This is a genomic window from Tenacibaculum sp. IMCC1 (assembly GCF_054906355.1).
The window spans coordinates 1,255,789-1,273,902 of sequence record NZ_CM142818.1 but is presented as its reverse complement, the minus strand read 5'-3'; the positions used below and the strand labels follow the sequence as shown (position 1 = coordinate 1,273,902).

At 34.4% G+C, this 18,114-nt stretch carries 19 protein-coding genes; 15 read left to right on the top strand and 4 right to left on the bottom strand.

The window, feature by feature from the left end; genetic code table 11:
• Positions 1–5 precede the first annotated feature (5 nt).
• The 4 genes from ACXIHB_RS05960 to ACXIHB_RS05945 all read right to left on the bottom strand — a co-directional run bounded on the left by ACXIHB_RS05960 (position 6) and on the right by ACXIHB_RS05945 (position 9,040).
• The gene (locus ACXIHB_RS05960; protein WP_462099165.1) at positions 6–3,104 is read right to left on the bottom strand and encodes a SusC/RagA family TonB-linked outer membrane protein; all 3,099 of its coding nucleotides are present in this window, start codon (positions 3,102–3,104) and stop codon (positions 6–8) included.
• A gap of 319 nt (positions 3,105–3,423) precedes the next feature.
• On the bottom strand, positions 3,424–4,110 hold the full coding sequence (locus tag ACXIHB_RS05955) for a hypothetical protein (RefSeq protein WP_462099164.1): 687 nt from the start codon (positions 4,108–4,110) through the stop codon (positions 3,424–3,426).
• Between the two features lie 85 nt (positions 4,111–4,195).
• A complete protein-coding gene (locus ACXIHB_RS05950; protein WP_462099163.1) occupies positions 4,196–5,785 on the bottom strand; it encodes a SusD/RagB family nutrient-binding outer membrane lipoprotein in 1,590 nt (529 codons plus the stop codon).
• A 6-nt stretch (positions 5,786–5,791) separates the two neighbouring features.
• Positions 5,792–9,040, bottom strand: coding sequence for a SusC/RagA family TonB-linked outer membrane protein (locus tag ACXIHB_RS05945; protein ID WP_239178997.1), 3,249 nt, complete (start codon positions 9,038–9,040; stop codon positions 5,792–5,794).
• 342 nt (positions 9,041–9,382) lie between these two features.
• Between ACXIHB_RS05945 and rpsL the strand changes: the two genes are divergently transcribed.
• The 15 genes from rpsL to rplN all read left to right on the top strand — a co-directional run bounded on the left by rpsL (position 9,383) and on the right by rplN (position 18,110).
• Positions 9,383–9,763, top strand: a complete 381-nt coding sequence (rpsL, locus tag ACXIHB_RS05940; protein WP_028890722.1) for a 30S ribosomal protein S12 — start codon at positions 9,383–9,385, stop codon at positions 9,761–9,763.
• Positions 9,764–9,795: 32 nt separating this feature from the next.
• Complete coding sequence (gene rpsG / locus ACXIHB_RS05935) at positions 9,796–10,272, top strand: 30S ribosomal protein S7 (RefSeq protein WP_028890723.1); 477 nt, start codon at positions 9,796–9,798, stop codon at positions 10,270–10,272.
• Positions 10,273–10,278: 6 nt separating this feature from the next.
• Positions 10,279–12,396 (top strand): elongation factor G, encoded by a 2,118-nt coding sequence (gene fusA, locus ACXIHB_RS05930; RefSeq protein ID WP_047789836.1) that lies wholly within the window; start codon positions 10,279–10,281, stop codon positions 12,394–12,396.
• 5 nt (positions 12,397–12,401) lie between these two features.
• On the top strand, positions 12,402–12,707 hold the full coding sequence (gene rpsJ, locus ACXIHB_RS05925; RefSeq protein ID WP_024740605.1) for a 30S ribosomal protein S10: 306 nt from the start codon (positions 12,402–12,404) through the stop codon (positions 12,705–12,707).
• Between the two features lie 293 nt (positions 12,708–13,000).
• Positions 13,001–13,618: a 50S ribosomal protein L3 gene (gene rplC, locus ACXIHB_RS05920; RefSeq protein ID WP_047789835.1), complete on the top strand. Its 618-nt coding sequence runs from the start codon at positions 13,001–13,003 to the stop codon at positions 13,616–13,618.
• Positions 13,618–14,247: a 50S ribosomal protein L4 gene (rplD, locus tag ACXIHB_RS05915; RefSeq protein WP_047789834.1), complete on the top strand. Its 630-nt coding sequence runs from the start codon at positions 13,618–13,620 to the stop codon at positions 14,245–14,247. The genes rplC and rplD overlap by 1 nt, the downstream gene beginning before the upstream one ends.
• Positions 14,248–14,255: 8 nt before the next feature.
• A complete protein-coding gene (rplW, locus tag ACXIHB_RS05910) occupies positions 14,256–14,546 on the top strand; it encodes a 50S ribosomal protein L23 (RefSeq protein WP_125343660.1) in 291 nt (96 codons plus the stop codon).
• An 11-nt stretch (positions 14,547–14,557) separates the two neighbouring features.
• A complete protein-coding gene (gene rplB / locus ACXIHB_RS05905; RefSeq protein WP_047789832.1) occupies positions 14,558–15,382 on the top strand; it encodes a 50S ribosomal protein L2 in 825 nt (274 codons plus the stop codon).
• Positions 15,383–15,388: 6 nt separating this feature from the next.
• Positions 15,389–15,667, top strand: a complete 279-nt coding sequence (gene rpsS, locus ACXIHB_RS05900) for a 30S ribosomal protein S19 (protein WP_028890729.1) — start codon at positions 15,389–15,391, stop codon at positions 15,665–15,667.
• 9 nt (positions 15,668–15,676) lie between these two features.
• Positions 15,677–16,081, top strand: a complete 405-nt coding sequence (gene rplV / locus ACXIHB_RS05895) for a 50S ribosomal protein L22 (protein ID WP_028890730.1) — start codon at positions 15,677–15,679, stop codon at positions 16,079–16,081.
• Positions 16,082–16,092: 11 nt separating this feature from the next.
• Positions 16,093–16,809 (top strand): 30S ribosomal protein S3, encoded by a 717-nt coding sequence (gene rpsC / locus ACXIHB_RS05890; protein WP_047789831.1) that lies wholly within the window; start codon positions 16,093–16,095, stop codon positions 16,807–16,809.
• Between the two features lie 19 nt (positions 16,810–16,828).
• Positions 16,829–17,260, top strand: a complete 432-nt coding sequence (rplP, locus tag ACXIHB_RS05885; protein WP_047789830.1) for a 50S ribosomal protein L16 — start codon at positions 16,829–16,831, stop codon at positions 17,258–17,260.
• Positions 17,261–17,272: 12 nt separating this feature from the next.
• The gene (rpmC, locus tag ACXIHB_RS05880; RefSeq protein ID WP_028890733.1) at positions 17,273–17,464 is read left to right on the top strand and encodes a 50S ribosomal protein L29; all 192 of its coding nucleotides are present in this window, start codon (positions 17,273–17,275) and stop codon (positions 17,462–17,464) included.
• Between the two features lie 18 nt (positions 17,465–17,482).
• Entirely contained in the window at positions 17,483–17,740 is a 258-nt protein-coding gene (gene rpsQ, locus ACXIHB_RS05875) for a 30S ribosomal protein S17 (RefSeq protein WP_028890734.1), read from the top strand.
• A gap of 1 nt (position 17,741) precedes the next feature.
• Positions 17,742–18,110, top strand: a complete 369-nt coding sequence (rplN, locus tag ACXIHB_RS05870; RefSeq protein WP_047789829.1) for a 50S ribosomal protein L14 — start codon at positions 17,742–17,744, stop codon at positions 18,108–18,110.
• Positions 18,111–18,114: the final 4 nt, after the last annotated feature.

The window sequence follows — 18,114 nt, the reverse complement described above, 5'->3', positions numbered from 1 at the left end:
TGTTATTAGAATTTTACATTTAATGTTAGACCATATTGTCTTGTAGGAGGTGTTTGTGATTGAGTTCCAACACCAACAAAGTTACTAGTAGAAGCTCTGTTACTGTTAAACTCTGGATCGGTATAAACATTGTCACTAGGTCTAAACGTGAAAAGATTACGCCCATAAATTCCTAAGCTTAAGTCTTGAATTCCTACACTTTTTAATAATTCTTTATCAAAATTATATGATAAAGCTATTTCTCTAATTTTCCAAGCAGAAGCATCGGTAACATAGTTTTCTTTTACCTCATTGTAACTATCCCAAAATGCATTACCTCCTCCTGACGTTAAGCGATTATTATTTGATATATAACCACCATTACCGTCAGAATAAGAAGAATTAGGAAAAACAAATGGTTGTCGATTATTTGTAACGCTATGTTGAGTTAAACCAGTAAATTCAAGAGCGTCTACTAAGTTGTTGTAAAAAACGTGTCCAGTTCTATAATCAGCAGCAACATATAAATTAAAATTCTTGTATTTTAAGTTGGTAGTTAAACCTAATATTTGGTCAGGTGTTACTTGACCTTGAATTTGATTTTTAGTATCTTGAATTGGGTCACCATCATCACCGACAATAATTCTTCCTTGAGGGTCTCTCAAATAAGCCGTAGTTTCAATTAATGGAAACTGCTCTCCTACCTTAGCAACTATATTTACTGCATTGGTAGCATCAAGAGAACCAATTTGTATTTGATCAGCACCATCCATAAGAGATATAACTTCTGTATCAAAAGTTGAATAATTAGCACTAACATCCCACTTAAAATCTTCAGTTTTAATTGGAGTCACATTTAAATCTAACTCTAACCCCATGTTTTGTAGTTCACCTACATTTGTTAAATATGTTCTAGCTCCAGATGAGAAAGGAACATCTACATTTAATATTTGATTTGTAGTATTAGTTTTGTATCCGTTAATACTACCTGTTATTCTATTATTAATTAAACCAAATTCAATACCAGCTTCTATAGATTCTGTAAATTCTGGTTTTAAATTAGGATCACTAACATTACTAGTTTGAGATAAACCAGCTGTGCTACCGTAAGGAAAATTATCAGGAGCAAAGAATATATCATTTGCTACTAATGGATCTGCATCGTTACCAGTTTTTGCCCAACTTGCATTTAGTTTTAAATAGCTTAACCCTTTTGGAGATACAAGGCTAGGGATAGCATCAGAGGCAACAAAAGACAAACCAAAACTAGGATAAAAGAATGAGTTATTTTGTTTAGGTAAAGTTGACGACCAGTCATTTCTAGCCGTAGCGTTTAAAAATAAAAAGTCCTTATAACCTAAAGTAAGATCTCCATAGACTGAAACTCTTCTATTTTCTGTGCTGAACTGATTACCTGTTAACTCACCAGTTCTTGTAGAAACGTGGAAGAAATCTGGAACAATCAAGTTTGTTCCTTCAACATTAATCCTATCAAGTCTATTAAGAAAAATATTGTTACCTAAAATTAATTTTGCAGAAAAATCCTCTGTGATATTTTTGTCAAAGGTTAAAAGGAAGTCATTGTTAAATCTACTAGTGGTAGTCAACTGATCTGCTTTTACAGCTCCATACTCATCCATTTCTGAGTACACATTTTGTAAATGAAATTCATAGGTAAAAGCTCCAAATCGTCTGTCAAACTTATTAGAAGTATAAGTGTAATTTGGTCTAACTGTAGCAGAAATCCAATCGTTAATCTCGTAGTTAATATCAGCTATAAAGTTAAATTGATTAATATCTGTCTTTTCTCTTTGAGTGTCAATTATAAAATATGGGTTCTCATAAAACCTGAAGTAAGACACTTCATTTCTTGTAAATTTACCTGTTCTCCAGTTTTTCATTTGATCTAGAGGAAGATGAAGAGGTGTGTTCAAAACATTCCAATAAACTGGTCTTCCTTGTCTACCACCTTCTCCTACAACATTAGCATGAGATCTAAAAAAACTTAAGTTACCACCAACTGTTAGTTTATTATATTTTCTACTAGCTTTAAATCTGACATTAGTTCTGTTATATTTATCTTTTGGAACAATACCATTGACATTTGTTTGATCTAAAGAGAAAAGATAATCACTTTTCTGATCACCGCCACTTATTGATACACCATTTCTTATAGTTGTACCAACATCAAAAAAGTTTTTATTTCTATCCTTTATTGGACTAAAAGGAACTTGCCAAACCTCTCCATTATCCAATGTTTCACTTGCGTCAACTAATCGACCATCATATCTTGGTCCCCAGTTTACATTCTCTAAAGGTAATAAATTACCATCAGGAAACCCTCCGGCACCAAACTCTTCTTGTAATTCAGGTAAATAAGCTACAGAAGATAATTCTAAAGTAGAACTTAATTGAATACTCATTCTATCTCTACCTTTCTTGGTTGTAATAACTACAACACCATTTGATGCAGCTGAACCATATAATGCAGCAGATTTAGAACCTTTAAGTATAGTCATACTTTCAATATCATCAGGATTAATCCTGTCAATTGCAGATCTAGGAGCAGGAGAACCATCTATAACGACTAAAGCTTGATTGTTTCCTCTTAAAGATCTACTACCTCTTAAAACAATCCTAGTATTAGGGTTAACACTATTACTTATAGTATTTATTTGGATACCAGAAACTTTACCTATAATTCCACTTGTAGCATTTACAGACTTTGTTTTAGTAAGATCCTCATTTTTTAATTTAGCTACTGAAGCTGTAAGTTCTTTAGGCTTTCGCTTTATACCAATTGCTGTAACAACAACTTCTTCAAGTATGTTTACATCATTTTGCATAGTAACGTTTAGTGTGCTTGAGGAACCAATAGTTCTTTCAACTGTTTTCATACCAACAAAGCTAAAAACCAATATGTCTCCAGTTTTAGCTTGGATAGAGTAGTTTCCGTCAAAATCAGTCTCTGTACCTTGAGTGGTACCCTTCTTTAAAATTGTAACCCCAGGCAATGGGCCAGTTTCGTCTGAAACGGTACCTGAAATTGTTTTTTCTTGTGCAAAGGACATTTGCACAATTAACGCTAGGAATAGCGTCAAAATTCCATTAAACTTTGTTCTCATTATGTAATTATTTGAATTAATTAATCGCTAAAATCATAAATATATCTTAAATAAACAATTTTTTAACATAAAAATACTTGAGATGATTTTTTAAAAAAGTATAGGTTAGTAAATATGAGTAAAATAGTTGAAAACTATTTTTATTTTTTGTAAATGTCTAATTTTGGTAGTTGAATGTTGTGATTATTGTTGAATTGAGTGTTTAAAACAGAAAATATGATAGTTGTTTTTGTGATTGCTTAAAAAGGTTTGTAATTGTAGTTTTATTTTGGGATAATGAAAAGAAGATGGGGTAGGGTAATAGCTATGTGTAAAAAAATTACAGTTTTTGGAGAAGTTTTTTTAAATCATTTGTGTTTTTTGTGTTAATTTCTTTGTGCTCTTTTTTCTTGTATTTAATGTCTAAAATCGATAAGGTTTTCTTTTTTGATCTAGGTATTTTTATGAGTTGGTTATCCTTAATAAAATAGTTGTAGCTTTTATTAATTATTTTGTTTTCGATTATGCCTAGAGATTCCTTTGAGTTTACTGTTCTCTTTTTGAGTTTGTATAGTTTTACAAGAGTGATATTCTTGTTTTGAGCAATCTCTTGATAATAATTATTATCTGTGTTAGATATAAGGTTGTTGCTTATGGGTTTAAAGGTTTTGTTATCAAAAATAATTTGCTCTATATTTTGTTTTTTTAAGTAGATAAAATCATTATTTTCAAATTGAACTTCAAATCTTTTATCGAATAAATTGTAATTGCAGTTTGGTAGAGTATAGCTTTTATTTTCTTTAGTAGTTATTTTACATTTTTTCCATTCTTTAGTTAAGTAATATGTGCCAGATACATTTTTTCCAAATTCATTATTGAATTTCATATCAATTTTAGCCATAGCAAAATGATCCATGTTGTTGTTGAATATGCTATTTGCGTGTTTGGGAATTTTTTGAGATCTGGTAAACTGTGAGAAAACAGTATTTGTGACTAACGCTGTAATTAATAATAATTTCAATTTCATGATTTTTAGTGTAAAGTTTTGTGTTTTTATTGGATATGATAAAAAAGCTGAAGTTACTAACTTCAGCTTTTAATGTTTTTAGGTGTTAGTTTTTATCCCAAAAAATCTTTGTTGTTTTTTCATCCCCTCCAATACTTGAAGAAGCACTTTGATAGTTTGTACCATTAAGTGTTGATTCTGAAGTAGGGTATAGAAAACGAGTAGGAATTTGTTCAGGGTTAGTAACAGGTAAGTTATTTAAGGTTGGTTGGTCAAATAATCTCCAAGTTGTCCATCCTTCAAAACCGTTATTATACAAAGCTAACCACTTTTGAGTAGCAATTTTTTCTTTCCAGTCACCAGATGCAGTTGAGTAAGCAACATGAGTCATTGCTAAATAAGAGCTAACATCGTTTATTTTCCATTCATCAAAAGAGGCTCTGATACCTTCGTTATAGTGAGTTTCGGTATCTCCGCCTACACTATATCCACCTCTAGCAGATGCCTCTGCTAATAAAAACCTAATTTCGGCAGCTGATATAATCGTGCCTTTAAGGTCTGGTACTCTTAGAATGTCTCCTAGTTGAGTATGACCACTGTGGCTGTTGGCAGTACCATAAGTACCTCCTTCGAACAATTGAGTTTGGTTGTTGTATGCATTTGTGTATGAGAAAGTAGCAACTACATTGTCATTAGAGTCAGTTATGTTTAACTCTTCAGGGATTACTTTATTGGTTCTGAAATATACAAACATTCTAGGATCTGTGTTAGTAAAAGAGTCTGGATCTATGTATTCTACTTCATCTTTTTCATCAATTACGCCGTCTCCATTCAAGTCAGATGAATTGTAAGTTAAATACTCTCTTGGTTGCATTTTGTTAATAAATGTGTTAGCTGCAACAAAATCATTACGACCACTCTGTACTAAGCTAACGTATAGAGGATTGGTGTTAGGAGAGGCTCCCAGATAATTAATAGAGAAGTTATCACTGTTATTAAGAATTAAATCTGTTGAAGCTAAGTTAGCATACTGGATAGATTCGGTAGGGTTAGAGTCTGCTATTCTCATAGCCATTCTTAACATTAATGAGTTAGCAGCTTTTTTCCATTTTGAAAGGTCACCACCGTAAATAAAATCATCAAAACCAAAGTTTCCATTGGTGTTAATAGTTTGAATGGCCTTTGATAGTCTATCTAATAAATCTAAATAAATTGTTTCAGCATCATCATATTTTGGAGTTGGATTGTTTGGATCAAGTGCTTCTGTGTATGGCACATCTCCAAAGGTATCTACTAAGATACTATATGCGTAAACTGTAGTAAACTCTATGATTGCTAATTGATTTTCTTTGTTAGGGTTATCTACTGAGTTTTCTGTAGAGACTCTAGCTCCATCTAAATCTTTAAGAACATCTCTGTATAGTGTGTTCCAAATTGAGCCTCCTATGTTTCTACTAACTTGATTAAATTGACTTTCATCAGGATAGGTTGTTTGTGCCCAATATTGAGCATATAGTCTAAAAACGTTTTCATTAACACTACATGAGTTCATTAAGTCAAACATGTTTCTGGTACCGTTGGCAAAAAGTGTTGCGCCTGATACTTCACTCGGATTTTTTTTATCAACATTTAAGTCTTCATCGACACAAGAGACGATTAAGAATGTTGAAATTAAAAATAAAAATATTTTTTTCATAATCTTTTAAAATTCTAAATTAACATTAAGACCAACTGTTCTTACGGTAGGGTATGATCCGGATAAATATCCTTGAGCATTACCTGCTCCTAATCCTGATTCAGGATCAGCAAAAGGTACGTTTTTGTCTATTATCCATAAATTTCTACCTACTAAAGATATTGTTAAATCCGATACTGCAGAATTTTGAAGCCAAGTTTTAGGAAAATTGTACTTAAGGCTTAACTCTCTTAGTTTAATATATGAAGCATCATATATAGTAAGTGCGGCTGGGTTTACGTTCGAGTCTCCCCAGTAGAAAGCTCCATTGTATGTGTCTGCAGGAGTACGAGTAGTGTTTGGTTGTCCGTCTTCTGTAACACCAGGGTTGAGTACACCCCCACTGTCTGGTCCTGATGTAATAGGATTTCTTATTGGGTTTCCAAGTTCGTTAAGCCCCCCTGTGTAGTCTGGTAAACCTGTACCTTGACCATAATGAAGGTCTAATGAGTATACATCTCCTCCTTGTTGGATGTCAATTAAAAAGCTTAACGATAAATTTTTATAAGAAAGAGTGTTTGTGATACCGGCGTTCCAGTCAGGGTTAGTATCTCCTATAATTTGATTGCTTTTAACTTTATAGTAACCATTATCGTTAACAACTTTGTTGCCGTTATCATCGTAGACAAACCCAGTACCTCTTATTGTTCCATAGGGTTGACCTTTAGTGGCATTAATTGAAATACCCCCTTGGAACGATGCAAGTTGAATGTTTTCTACGTCGGAATATAATTCTTTAACTAAGTTGTTGTTTTTTGACCAGTTAATTGTAGTGTTCCATTTAAAGTCTTCATTTTGAATTATTTTTCCATCTAAACTTACTTCAACCCCTTTGTTTTCTATGGTACCAGCATTAACCCATCTACTAGAGAAACCTGAAGCAGCTGTTGTGGTGACTGGCATTAATTGGTTTTCTGTGTCTTTTTTATACCAAGATAAATTTAAGCCCAAGCGATTGTTTAAAAATCTAGTTTCTAGACCAAGTTCTATTTCTTTGGTTCTTTCAGGTACTAAGTTTTCGTTTTTCTTGGTGCCATTAAATGAGCTTAAAGCTACACTACCGAAATGATCTATAACATTATAGGTGTCGTAAACGTTGTTGGCAGGTAGGTCGTTACCTACTTCAGCGTATCCAGCTCTAAGTTTACCATAGTTTAACCAGTTTGTGTTTATTAGTTCTGAAAAAATAAAACTACCACTAACAGCAAAATAGTTATAGCTATTGTTTGCTGTTGGGAGAGAGGAAGATACATCGTATCTGTCTGTGAATTCTAAGAAGAGTCTATCGTTATATCCTAAAGTAGCTTGAACGTAATATCCGTTAACTTGTTTTTCGGCTAAACGTTCTTCGGGTAGGTTAACGGGTAAGACAGAGTTTCTTAAAGAATATACACCAGGGTTAGCTAAACCTCCGTTTGTTGAGGCTCTCCAGAAGTGGTATTTTTCTTTTCTGATATTCATTCCTAAAACACCATTTAGGGTTAATTTCTCAGATAAATCTTTACTGAAGTTCAACATTAGATCATAGTTGAATTCTGAAAAGTTAATTTGTGTTCTTTGATAACCAGACGCTTGGTCTCCAACTGTTAGTCCAAACTCTGTAGCAACTGATCCAACAGCTCTCCTATCTTCACGTACTTCAGAGTATGTATCAACAGCTACTTTACCAGTTAAATCCAACCAATCATTAATATTATATGTAGCAAATGCATTACCAAAGAATCTGTTTCTGTTATCAGATTGGTAATTTTGATATCTAGTCCAATATGGATTGTCCCAGTATTGTGGTTGTAAAGGAGATCCTCCAACCGAACCTTGGTGATTCCAGCTATAGTTTTTGCCAGTTAAGTCGTAAATATACTTTTGGTCTTTAATGTCAACGTTTACTTGCCACCATTGTCTAAATTGAGACATTAAATTATCTCCATATCCTGTAGAATTTCTACCAATAACATCTTGGTTGATAAAGTTGGCATTGGCACCTGTAGTTAGTTTATTTGAAACTTTCAAAGTACCATTAAAGTTAAAGGTGTTTTTGTCTAGTTTAGAGTTTGGTAAAATACCTTTGTTTTGAAAGTTTGTGTACCCTAATCTGTAACTCACTTTATCATCGCTTCCTGAAATAGATATTGAGTTATTGATTTGGTGAGAAGTTTCGAAGAAATCTGCAGGAGTGTTTTTACCAGCGATGTAAGGTGTTGCAGTTTGGTAGTTTGGGTGTTCAGGAACAAACGCATCCCATTGATAAACAAGAGATCCATCTAAAGGAGCTCCAAAAGAACCATCTTCGTAGGTAGGCACTGCTAAATCGTTAATCCCATCTCCATTAACATCAATATCTTCAAAATATCCTGTACTTCCATAGTAGGGGCCATATCCAGCACCGTATTTATCTTGATACTTTAAAAAAGTAGATCTATCTATTTTTCCTAGGGTAATACCGGAAGATATATTTACCTTCATATTTCCTTCTTTTCCTTTTTTGGTTGTAATAATGACAACTCCGTTTGCTCCTCTAGATCCATATATAGCAGATGCAGCGGCTCCTTTTAAAATATTAATAGATTCAACATCATCAGGGTTAATGTCAGAAGCTGCGTTACCGTAGTCAAAGCCTCTTCTACCATTTTTTTGATTTGCGCTATTTTCTATTTGATTAGAAATAGGGATTCCGTCTATGATAAATAAAGGTTGATTGTTTCCTGTTAAAGAGCTAATTCCTCTGATTAAAAAATTAGAAGATCCGCCAAAATTGTTGTTAGCTTTAATTTGAACACCGCTAATTTTACCAGATAAAGAGTTTACTACATTATCAAGTTTTACAGTAGAAACCTTGTCTCCTTTGATTTCTTGAGAAGCGTAACCTAAACTCTTTTTAGCTCTTTTTATACCTAAGGAAGTTACAACAACTTCATCAAGTACATTGTCGCTAGCCATGGTTAAATTGATAACGTTAGTAGTTCCAACTATTTTTTCAACAGTTTTCATTCCTACGAAACTAAAAATAAGTGTATCACCAGTCTTAGCCTTAATAGAAAATTTTCCGTCAAAGTCAGTTTCTACTCCGGAAGTTGTCCCTTTTATTAGTACGTTAACTCCAGGCAGGGGGCCTGTTTCGTCGGAAACAGTACCTGAAATCACTTTTTCTTGTGCAAAGGATATTTGCACAACTAACGCTAAGAGTAGTGTTAGTATTCCGTTAATTTTTGTTTTCATTATGTAATTATTTGAATTAATTGAGCCAAAAATCATAAATAAAACTTAAAAAAACAAGGTATTTGTTAAATAATTCTAAAATAAAGTGTTTGTTTTGGTGTGGAATGTAAGGTTGTTGTTTGTTTTTTGAAATTGTTTGTTTTTTTTAACATATTGTTTATTTTTTTTGTGTTTTAGAGAAGGTGTAAGAGGCGCTGTGAGTTTGAGTTTTTGAAGTTTTTTTTTTGAGGTTTGTTAAAAATAACTCCTTGATATTTGAATAAATAGAAAATTGTCGTACATTTGCACACTCTTAAAATTAGAGTAATTTAAGTACAAATTAAAAACAAGTAATAATTTAGTATGCCAACTATTCAACAATTAGTTCGTAAAGGAAGAGCCAAAATAACTAAGAAGAGTAAATCGGCTGCTTTACAAGCATGTCCACAAAGACGTGGAGTTTGTACGCGTGTGTATACCACTACACCTAAGAAACCTAACTCAGCGATGCGTAAGGTTGCAAGGGTGCGTTTAACAAATGGTAATGAAATCAACGCGTATATTCCAGGTGAGGGACACAACTTGCAAGAGCACTCGATAGTATTAGTTAGAGGTGGAAGGGTAAAAGATTTACCAGGTGTTAAATATCACGTGGTACGTGGAGCATTAGATACTGCTGGAGTTGAGGGTAGAACCCAACGTAGATCTAAGTACGGTGCAAAACGCCCAAAAGACAAAAAGTAAAAATTAATTAGTAACTTTTTTAATGTAAAGACATGAGGAAAAGAAGAGCTAAAAAAAGAGTTTTGTTACCGGATCCAAGATTCAACGATCAATTAGTTACACGTTTTGTGAATAACTTAATGTGGGACGGTAAAAAATCTGTAGCGTTCAAAGTGTTTTACGATGCAATGGATATCGTAAACGAAAAGAAAACTGACGAAGAAAAGTCGGCTTTAGAAGTGTGGAAAGATGGTTTATCTAACGTGATGCCTCACGTAGAAGTTCGTTCTCGCCGTGTTGGTGGTGCAACTTTCCAAATTCCAATGCAAATTCGTCCAGACCGTAAGGTTTCTATGGCGATTAAATGGATGATTTCTTATGCGCGTAAGCGTAATGAAAAAACAATGGCACAGCGTTTAGCTGCTGAGATTTTAGCTGCTGCTAAAGAAGAAGGCGCTGCTGTTAAGAAAAGAGTTGATACTCATAAGATGGCTGAAGCAAACAAAGCATTCTCACACTTTAGATTTTAATAAGAAATGGCAAGAGATTTAAAATATACAAGAAATATCGGTATTGCTGCTCATATTGATGCTGGTAAAACAACAACAACTGAGCGTATCCTTTTCTATACAGGGGTGTCTCACAAAATTGGAGAGGTTCACGATGGTGCTTCTACAATGGACTGGATGGAGCAAGAAGCTGAAAGAGGTATTACAATTACTTCTGCAGCTACTACTTGTACTTGGCAATTCCCAACCGAAAATGGACAGCCTACCGCTGATGCTAAGGGATACCATTTTAATATTATTGATACTCCAGGTCACGTTGATTTTACCGTAGAGGTAAACCGTTCGTTACGTGTATTAGACGGGTTAGTGTTCTTATTCTCTGCAGTAGACGGAGTTGAGCCACAATCTGAAACTAACTGGCGTTTAGCTGATAACTATAAAGTACCACGTATCGGTTTCGTTAACAAAATGGACCGTCAAGGAGCAAACTTCTTAGCAGTATGTCAGCAAGTAAAAGACATGTTAAAGTCTAATGCAGTGCCAATCGTATTAAACATTGGTGATGAAGCAGATTTTAAAGGAATTGTTGATTTAGTTAAAAACCGTGCTATTGTATGGCATGATGACAACTACGGGTCAACTTTTGATGTTGTAGAAATTCCAGAAGAATTGAAAGAAGAAGCTCGTGAGTTACGTGGTAAGTTAATCGAAGAGGTTGCTGCTTATGACGAAAACTTATTAGAGAAGTACATGGAAGATGAAGATTCAATTACAGAAGAAGAAGTGCATGCTGCATTAAGAGCTGCTGTAATGGATATGTCTATTATTCCAATGGTATGTGGTTCATCATTCAAAAATAAAGGTGTTCAGTTTTTATTAGATGCTGTATGTCGTTATTTACCTTCGCCAGTAGATAGAGATAATATCGTAGGAACTAATCCTGATACTGGTGAGGAAGAAACACGTAAGCCAGATGCAAAAGCACCATTTTCAGCTTTAGCATTTAAAATTGCTACAGATCCTTTCGTAGGACGTTTAGCATTCTTCCGCGCTTATTCTGGTCGTTTAGATGCAGGTTCTTATGTGTTGAACAACCGTTCAGGTAAAAAAGAACGTATTTCACGTATATACCAAATGCACTCTAACAAGCAAAATGCTATCGACTTTATTGAAGCTGGAGATATTGGAGCTGCTGTAGGATTTAAAGATATTAAAACAGGAGATACCTTATCTGATGAAAAGAATCCAATTGTTTTAGAATCAATGGATTTCCCAGATCCAGTAATCGGTATTGCTGTTGAACCAAAAACTAAGGCTGACGTTGATAAGTTAGGTATGGCTTTAGGTAAATTAGCAGAGGAAGATCCAACATTTACTGTAAAAACAGATGATGCTTCAGGTCAAACTGTAATTTCTGGAATGGGTGAGTTACACTTAGATATTATTGTTGACCGTTTAAAGCGTGAGTTTAAGGTTGAAGTAAATCAAGGACAACCACAAGTAGAGTACAAAGAAGCTTTAACAGCTACTGCAGATCACAGAGAGGTTTATAAGAAACAATCTGGTGGACGTGGTAAATTTGCTGATATTGTGTTTACTATGGAGCCTGCTGATGAAGGTGTTACAGGATTACAATTTGAGTCTATTATTAAAGGTGGTAACGTTCCTAAGGAATTTGTACCTTCTGTAGAGAAAGGATTCAAAGAGGCAATGAAGAATGGTCCTTTAGCTGGTTATGAAATGGATTCGATGAAGATTACTTTAAAGGATGGATCTTTCCACCCTGTAGATTCTGATCAATTATCATTCGAATTAGCTGCTAAGTTAGGTTATAAAGCTGCTGCAAAAGCTGCAAGAGCTGTAATCATGGAACCAATGATGAAATTAGAAGTGTTAACTCCAGAGGAGAACATGGGAGATATCGTTGGAGACTTAAACAGAAGAAGAGGACAAGTAAACGATATGAGCGATCGTGCTGGATCTAAAGTAGTAAAAGCAATCGTTCCTTTATCAGAAATGTTTGGATATGTTACTTCTTTAAGAACATTATCTTCAGGTAGAGCAACTTCTACTATGGAATTCTCTCACTATGCAGAAACTCCAAGTAACATTTCAGAAGAAGTAATCGCAAACGCTAAAGGTTAATTAAGATGAGTCAAAAAATTAGAATAAAGTTAAAATCTTACGATTATAATTTAGTAGACAAGTCTGCTGAGAAAATCGTAAAAACAGTAAAGAGTACTGGTGCTGTAGTAAACGGACCAATTCCTTTACCAACAAATAAAAAGATTTTTACAGTGTTACGTTCACCACACGTAAACAAAAAATCAAGAGAACAATTTCAATTATCTGCTTACAAAAGATTATTAGACATTTATAGTTCTTCTTCAAAAACTATTGATGCGCTAATGAAACTTGAGTTACCAAGTGGAGTTGAAGTTGAGATCAAAGTATAAGTAAATGAATAACTTTCGGTTTAATTTTGTTAAGCCGAAAGTTTTTTATACTTTTGCACACCGAAATTTTAGTTTTCGGAGTGTGTAAGTTTCTGAAAAGTATTCAGAAATGACATGTCCTGAGGGTTTCGCGAAGGAAAAACGGTAAAACAAATTCAAAGAGTGAAGATGTTTTTCGCTCTTTTTTTTTTTTGAGAAGTTCGAAGGAAAACAAGAAACATTTGTTTCAAAAAATTATTTTATTAATAGACGCGCTGGATAAATTAAAATCTATCGTCTGAAAATTAACAAATATGTCTGGGTTAATAGGAAGAAAAGTAGGAATGACCAGCTTATTCGATGAAAATGGGAAAAATATTCCTTGTACTGTAATCGAAGCAGGTCCTTGCGTTGTTACCCAAGTCAGAACCGAAGAGGTTGACGGCTATAACGCGTTACAACTTGGTTTCGATGACAAAAAAGCAAAAAGCTCTAACAAGGCTTTAGATGGTCACTTTAAAAAAGCTGGTACATCTGCTAAAAGAAAGGTCGTTGAGTTCCAAGGATTCGAAGGTGAGTACAAATTAGGTGACTCAATTACTGTTGAACACTTTGCTGAAGGAGAATTCGTTGATGTATCAGGAGTTTCAAAAGGTAAAGGTTTTCAAGGTGTTGTTAAACGTCATGGTTTTGGCGGGGTTGGACAAGCAACTCACGGTCAACATAACCGTTTAAGAGCTCCAGGTTCAATTGGTGCAGCATCATACCCTGCAAGAGTATTCAAAGGAATGCGTATGGCAGGTCGTATGGGTGGAGACAAAGTAAAAGTTCAAAATTTAAGAGTTTTAAAAGTGGTTGCAGATAAGAATCTTATCGTTGTAAAAGGAGCAATTCCTGGTCACAAAAACTCTTATGTAACTATCGAGAAATAATGAAAGTAGCAGTATTAGATATTACAGGAAAAGATACTGGTAGAAAAGTTGAACTTTCTAACGAGGTATTCGGAATTGAGCCAAATGATCATGCAATTTATTTAGATGTAAAGCAGTATTTGGCTAATCAAAGACAAGGTACTCATAAATCGAAAGAAAGAGCTGAGATTGCTGGTAGTACAAGAAAGATAAAAAAACAAAAAGGAACTGGTACAGCTCGTGCGGGTAGTATCAAGTCTGGTGTTTTTAGAGGTGGTGGACGTATGTTTGGTCCAAGACCTAGAAACTATTCTTTTAAGTTAAATAAAAACTTAAAGCGTTTAGCACGTAAGTCAGCTTTAAGTATTCAAGCAAAAGAAAACAATTTAGTAGTTGTTGAAGACTTCAATTTTGAAGCTCCAAAAACTAAAGAGTTTATCAATGTATTAAAAGCTTTAGAATTAGACGCTAAAAAGTCTTTATTCGTATTAGGTGAAGAAAGTAAGAATGTTTACTTATCATCTCGTAACTTAAAAGGTTCTAAAGTAGTAGATGCTTCAGGTATTAACACGTATAGCGTTTTAAATGCTAATAAAGTGGTTATTTCAGAAAGCTCTCTAGAAGGAATTGAGTCTAATTTAAGTAAATAGGGAACAAGATGAGTATTTTAATTAAACCTATTATTACAGAAAAAGCTACAAATGATAGCGAGTTAAACAACCGTTATACATTTGTTGTAAATAAAAAAGCTAACAAATTAGAAATCAAAGGAGCTGTAGAAGCTGCTTATGGTGTAGCGATTGAATCTGTAAAAACAATGAATTATCCAGTACAAAGAAAAACTAAATACACTAAAAAAGGTTTAGTTACTGGATTAACAGGTGGATACAAAAAGGCAATCGTTCAGTTAGCTGAAGGAGAAACTATTGATTTTTATAACAATCTTTAAGAAAAGACAGAATGTCAGTTAGAAAATTAAAACCAATAACACCAGGTCAGCGTTTTAGAGTTGTAAATGGGTTCGACACCATTACTACTGATAAGCCGGAGAAATCTTTATTAGCTCCGAAAAAACGATCTGGAGGTCGAAACAACCAGGGTAGAATGACTACACGTAACATCGGTGGAGGTCATAAACAAAAATACCGTATTATCGATTTTAAAAGAGATAAGCAAGGTATTCCTGCAACAGTAAAAACTATTGAGTACGATCCAAACCGTACTGCATTTATTGCATTAGTTAGTTATGCTGATGGTGAAAAACGTTATGTGATTGCACAAAACGGATTAAAAGTAGGTCAAACAATCATTTCAGGAAAGGAAGTAGCTCCAGAAGTAGGTAACGCTATGTATTTAAGTGAAATTCCTTTAGGAACTACAATTTCTTGTATTGAGTTACACCCAGGTCAAGGAGCTGTTATGGCTCGTTCTGCTGGAGCTTTTGCTCAGTTAGTTGCAAAAGAAGGTAAATATGCAACTGTTAAATTACCTTCTGGAGAAACAAGATTTATCTTATTAACTTGTATGGCTACAATTGGAGTAGTGTCTAACTCAGACCACCAATTATTAGTTTCGGGTAAAGCAGGTAGAAGTAGATGGTTAGGAAGAAGACCAAGAACAAATGCAGTAAGAATGAACCCAGTTGATCACCCAATGGGAGGTGGAGAAGGACGTTCTTCTGGAGGGCATCCAAGATCTAGAAACGGTATTCCTGCTAAAGGATTTAAGACTAGATCAAAGACCAAAGCTAGTAATAAGTATATCGTAGAACGTAGAAAGAAATAATAAACCATGGCAAGATCATTAAAAAAAGGACCTTACGTTCACTATAAGTTAGAGAAAAAAGTGTTAGCTAACGTAGAAGCAGGTAGTAAGTCAGTTATCAAAACTTGGTCTAGAGCAAGTATGATTACTCCTGATTTCGTAGGGCAAACAATTGCAGTTCACAACGGACGTCAGTTTGTACCAGTTTACGTTACTGAAAACATGGTAGGTCATAAATTAGGCGAATTTTCACCAACACGCTCATTTAGAGGACATGCTGGTGCAAAAAATAAAGGTAAAAAATAGTAGGAAATTATGGGAAGTCGTAAACATAACATGGCAACACAGTTAAAAGAAGCTAGAAAGTCTAGAGCTTTCGCTAAATTAACTAATTGTCCTACATCACCAAGAAAAATGCGCTTGGTAGCAGATTTAGTAAGAGGAGTAGAAGTTGAAAAAGCTTTACAAATCTTAAAGTTCAGTCCAAAAGAAGCATCACGTAACTTAGAAAAGTTATTATTATCAGCTATTGCTAACTGGCAAGCTAAAAATGAAGATGCAAGCATTGAAGATGCTGGATTATACGTAAAATCAATTTGTGTTGATAGCGCAGGTATGTTAAAAAGGTTAAGACCAGCTCCGCAAGGTCGTGCACATAGAATTCGTAAGCGTTCTAATCACGTAACTTTAGAGTTAGGAACTAAAAATAATAGTAATTAATCAAAGTAGAAATGGGACAAAAGACAAATCCAATAGGAAATCGTTTAGGAATTATCAGAGGATGGGAATCTAACTGGTATGGTGGAAATGACTACGGAGATAAGATTGCTGAAGATGATAAGATAAGAAAGTATTTATATGCTAGATTATCTAAAGCAAGTGTATCAAGAATTATTATTGAGCGTACCTTAAAACTTGTAACCGTTACTATCACTACTGCACGTCCAGGTATCATTATTGGTAAAGGAGGTCAAGAGGTAGACAAGTTAAAAGAAGAGCTTAAGAAAATTACTGGTAAAGAAGTTCAAATTAATATTTTCGAAATTAAGCGTCCAGAATTAGATGCAAAATTAGTTGCTGCTAGTATCGCACGTCAAATTGAAAATAGAATTTCTTACAAGCGAGCTACTAAAATGGCAATCGCTGCTGCAATGAGAATGAATGCAGAAGGAATTAAAGTTCAATTATCAGGTCGTTTAAACGGAGCTGAAATGGCACGTTCTGAGCATTACAAAGAAGGAAGAATTCCTCTTTCTACCTTCAGAGCAGACATCGATTATGCACTTGTTGAATCACATACTACATACGGAAGAATCGGTGTGAAAGTATGGATTATGAAAGGTGAGGTTTATGGAAAACGTGAATTATCTCCATTAGTTGGACTATCTAAGCAAAAAGGTAGTGGAAACAAAGGTGGTGGTAAACGTCAACCTCGCAGAAGAAAATAATTTTTAAAAGAAATTAACAATGTTACAGCCAAAAAGAGTAAAATACCGTAAGGTACAGAAGGCGAAAGGAAATATGAAAGGTAACTCTGGTAGAGGTACTCAACTTTCTAACGGAATGTTTGGTATCAAATCATTAGATCAGAACTTACTTACCTCTCGTCAAATTGAGGCAGCTCGTATTGCGGCAACTCGTTATATGAAAAGAGAGGGGCAACTTTGGATTAAGATTTTCCCAGATAAACCAATAACAAAGAAACCGTTAGAGGTACGTATGGGTAAAGGTAAAGGTGCACCAGATCACTTTGTAGCAGTTGTAAAACCAGGTAGAATTTTGTTCGAAATTGGTGGAGTACCAATGGAAGTAGCAAAAGAAGCTTTACGTTTAGCAGCGCAAAAACTTCCTGTAAAAACGAAGTTTGTAATAGCAAGAGATTTTGATTATAACGCTTAATTCTATTAGATCATGAAACAATCAGAAATTAAAGAATTATCAACAGCTGACTTACAAGAAAAGCTAGGGGCGTTGAAGAAAAATTATACTGATCTTAAGATGGCTCACGCCATAACTCCATTGGAAAACCCATTAGAGTTACGTAGCTTAAGAAAAACTGTAGCAAGAATTGCTACAGAGTTAACTAAAAGAGAATTACAATAATTCTAGTCAGTTTTAAAGATGGAAAAAAGAAATCTTAGAAAAGAGAGAATCGGTGTAGTATCTAGCAACAAAATGGAGAAATCTATCGTAGTTAGCGAGGTAAAAAGAGTAAAGCACCCAATGTACGGAAAGTTCGTATTGAAGACTAAGAAGTACGTTGCACATGACGAGAATAACGATTGCAACGAAGGTGATACTGTAAGGATCATGGAAACACGTCCTATGAGTAAATCTAAGCGTTGGAGATTAGTAGAAATCCTAGAAAGAGCTAAATAATATGTTACAGACAGAATCAAGATTAAAAGTCGCAGATAACACTGGAGCAAAAGAAGTTTTAGTGATTAGAGTTTTAGGAGGAACAAAAAAGCGTTACGCTAGCGTTGGAGATAAAATTGTAGTTTCAGTAAAATCTGCAACTCCAAACGGAACTGTAAAGAAAGGTCAAGTATCTCGTGCAGTTGTTGTTCGTACTAAGAAAGAAGTTAGACGTAAAGACGGATCATATATCAGATTTGATGATAATGCTTGTGTACTTTTAAATCCTTCAGAGGAAATGAGAGGTACTCGTGTATTCGGACCTGTGGCTCGTGAATTACGTGAGAAACAATTTATGAAAATAGTATCATTAGCACCTGAGGTGTTATAAAATC

Bases quoted from the DNA above. Each gene is read 5' to 3' on its own strand.
- rplD (WP_047789834.1), top strand. From the start codon at position 13,618: ATGAAAGTAGCAGTATTAGATATTACAGGAAAAGATACTGGTAGAAAA.
- rplW (WP_125343660.1), top strand. From the start codon at position 14,256: ATGAGTATTTTAATTAAACCTATTATTACAGAAAAAGCTACAAATGAT.
- rplN (WP_047789829.1), top strand. From the start codon at position 17,742: ATGTTACAGACAGAATCAAGATTAAAAGTCGCAGATAACACTGGAGCA.
- ACXIHB_RS05960 (WP_462099165.1), bottom strand. From the start codon at position 3,104: ATGAGAACAAAGTTTAATGGAATTTTGACGCTATTCCTAGCGTTAATT.
- rpsQ (WP_028890734.1), top strand. From the start codon at position 17,483: ATGGAAAAAAGAAATCTTAGAAAAGAGAGAATCGGTGTAGTATCTAGC.
- rplP (WP_047789830.1), top strand. From the start codon at position 16,829: ATGTTACAGCCAAAAAGAGTAAAATACCGTAAGGTACAGAAGGCGAAA.
- rplC (WP_047789835.1), top strand. From the start codon at position 13,001: ATGTCTGGGTTAATAGGAAGAAAAGTAGGAATGACCAGCTTATTCGAT.
- rplV (WP_028890730.1), top strand. From the start codon at position 15,677: ATGGGAAGTCGTAAACATAACATGGCAACACAGTTAAAAGAAGCTAGA.
- rpmC (WP_028890733.1), top strand. From the start codon at position 17,273: ATGAAACAATCAGAAATTAAAGAATTATCAACAGCTGACTTACAAGAA.
- ACXIHB_RS05950 (WP_462099163.1), bottom strand. From the start codon at position 5,785: ATGAAAAAAATATTTTTATTTTTAATTTCAACATTCTTAATCGTCTCT.
- rpsS (WP_028890729.1), top strand. From the start codon at position 15,389: ATGGCAAGATCATTAAAAAAAGGACCTTACGTTCACTATAAGTTAGAG.
- rpsG (WP_028890723.1), top strand. From the start codon at position 9,796: ATGAGGAAAAGAAGAGCTAAAAAAAGAGTTTTGTTACCGGATCCAAGA.
- rpsJ (WP_024740605.1), top strand. From the start codon at position 12,402: ATGAGTCAAAAAATTAGAATAAAGTTAAAATCTTACGATTATAATTTA.
- rpsL (WP_028890722.1), top strand. From the start codon at position 9,383: ATGCCAACTATTCAACAATTAGTTCGTAAAGGAAGAGCCAAAATAACT.
- ACXIHB_RS05955 (WP_462099164.1), bottom strand. From the start codon at position 4,110: ATGAAATTGAAATTATTATTAATTACAGCGTTAGTCACAAATACTGTT.
- rplB (WP_047789832.1), top strand. From the start codon at position 14,558: ATGTCAGTTAGAAAATTAAAACCAATAACACCAGGTCAGCGTTTTAGA.
- fusA (WP_047789836.1), top strand. From the start codon at position 10,279: ATGGCAAGAGATTTAAAATATACAAGAAATATCGGTATTGCTGCTCAT.
- ACXIHB_RS05945 (WP_239178997.1), bottom strand. From the start codon at position 9,040: ATGAAAACAAAAATTAACGGAATACTAACACTACTCTTAGCGTTAGTT.
- rpsC (WP_047789831.1), top strand. From the start codon at position 16,093: ATGGGACAAAAGACAAATCCAATAGGAAATCGTTTAGGAATTATCAGA.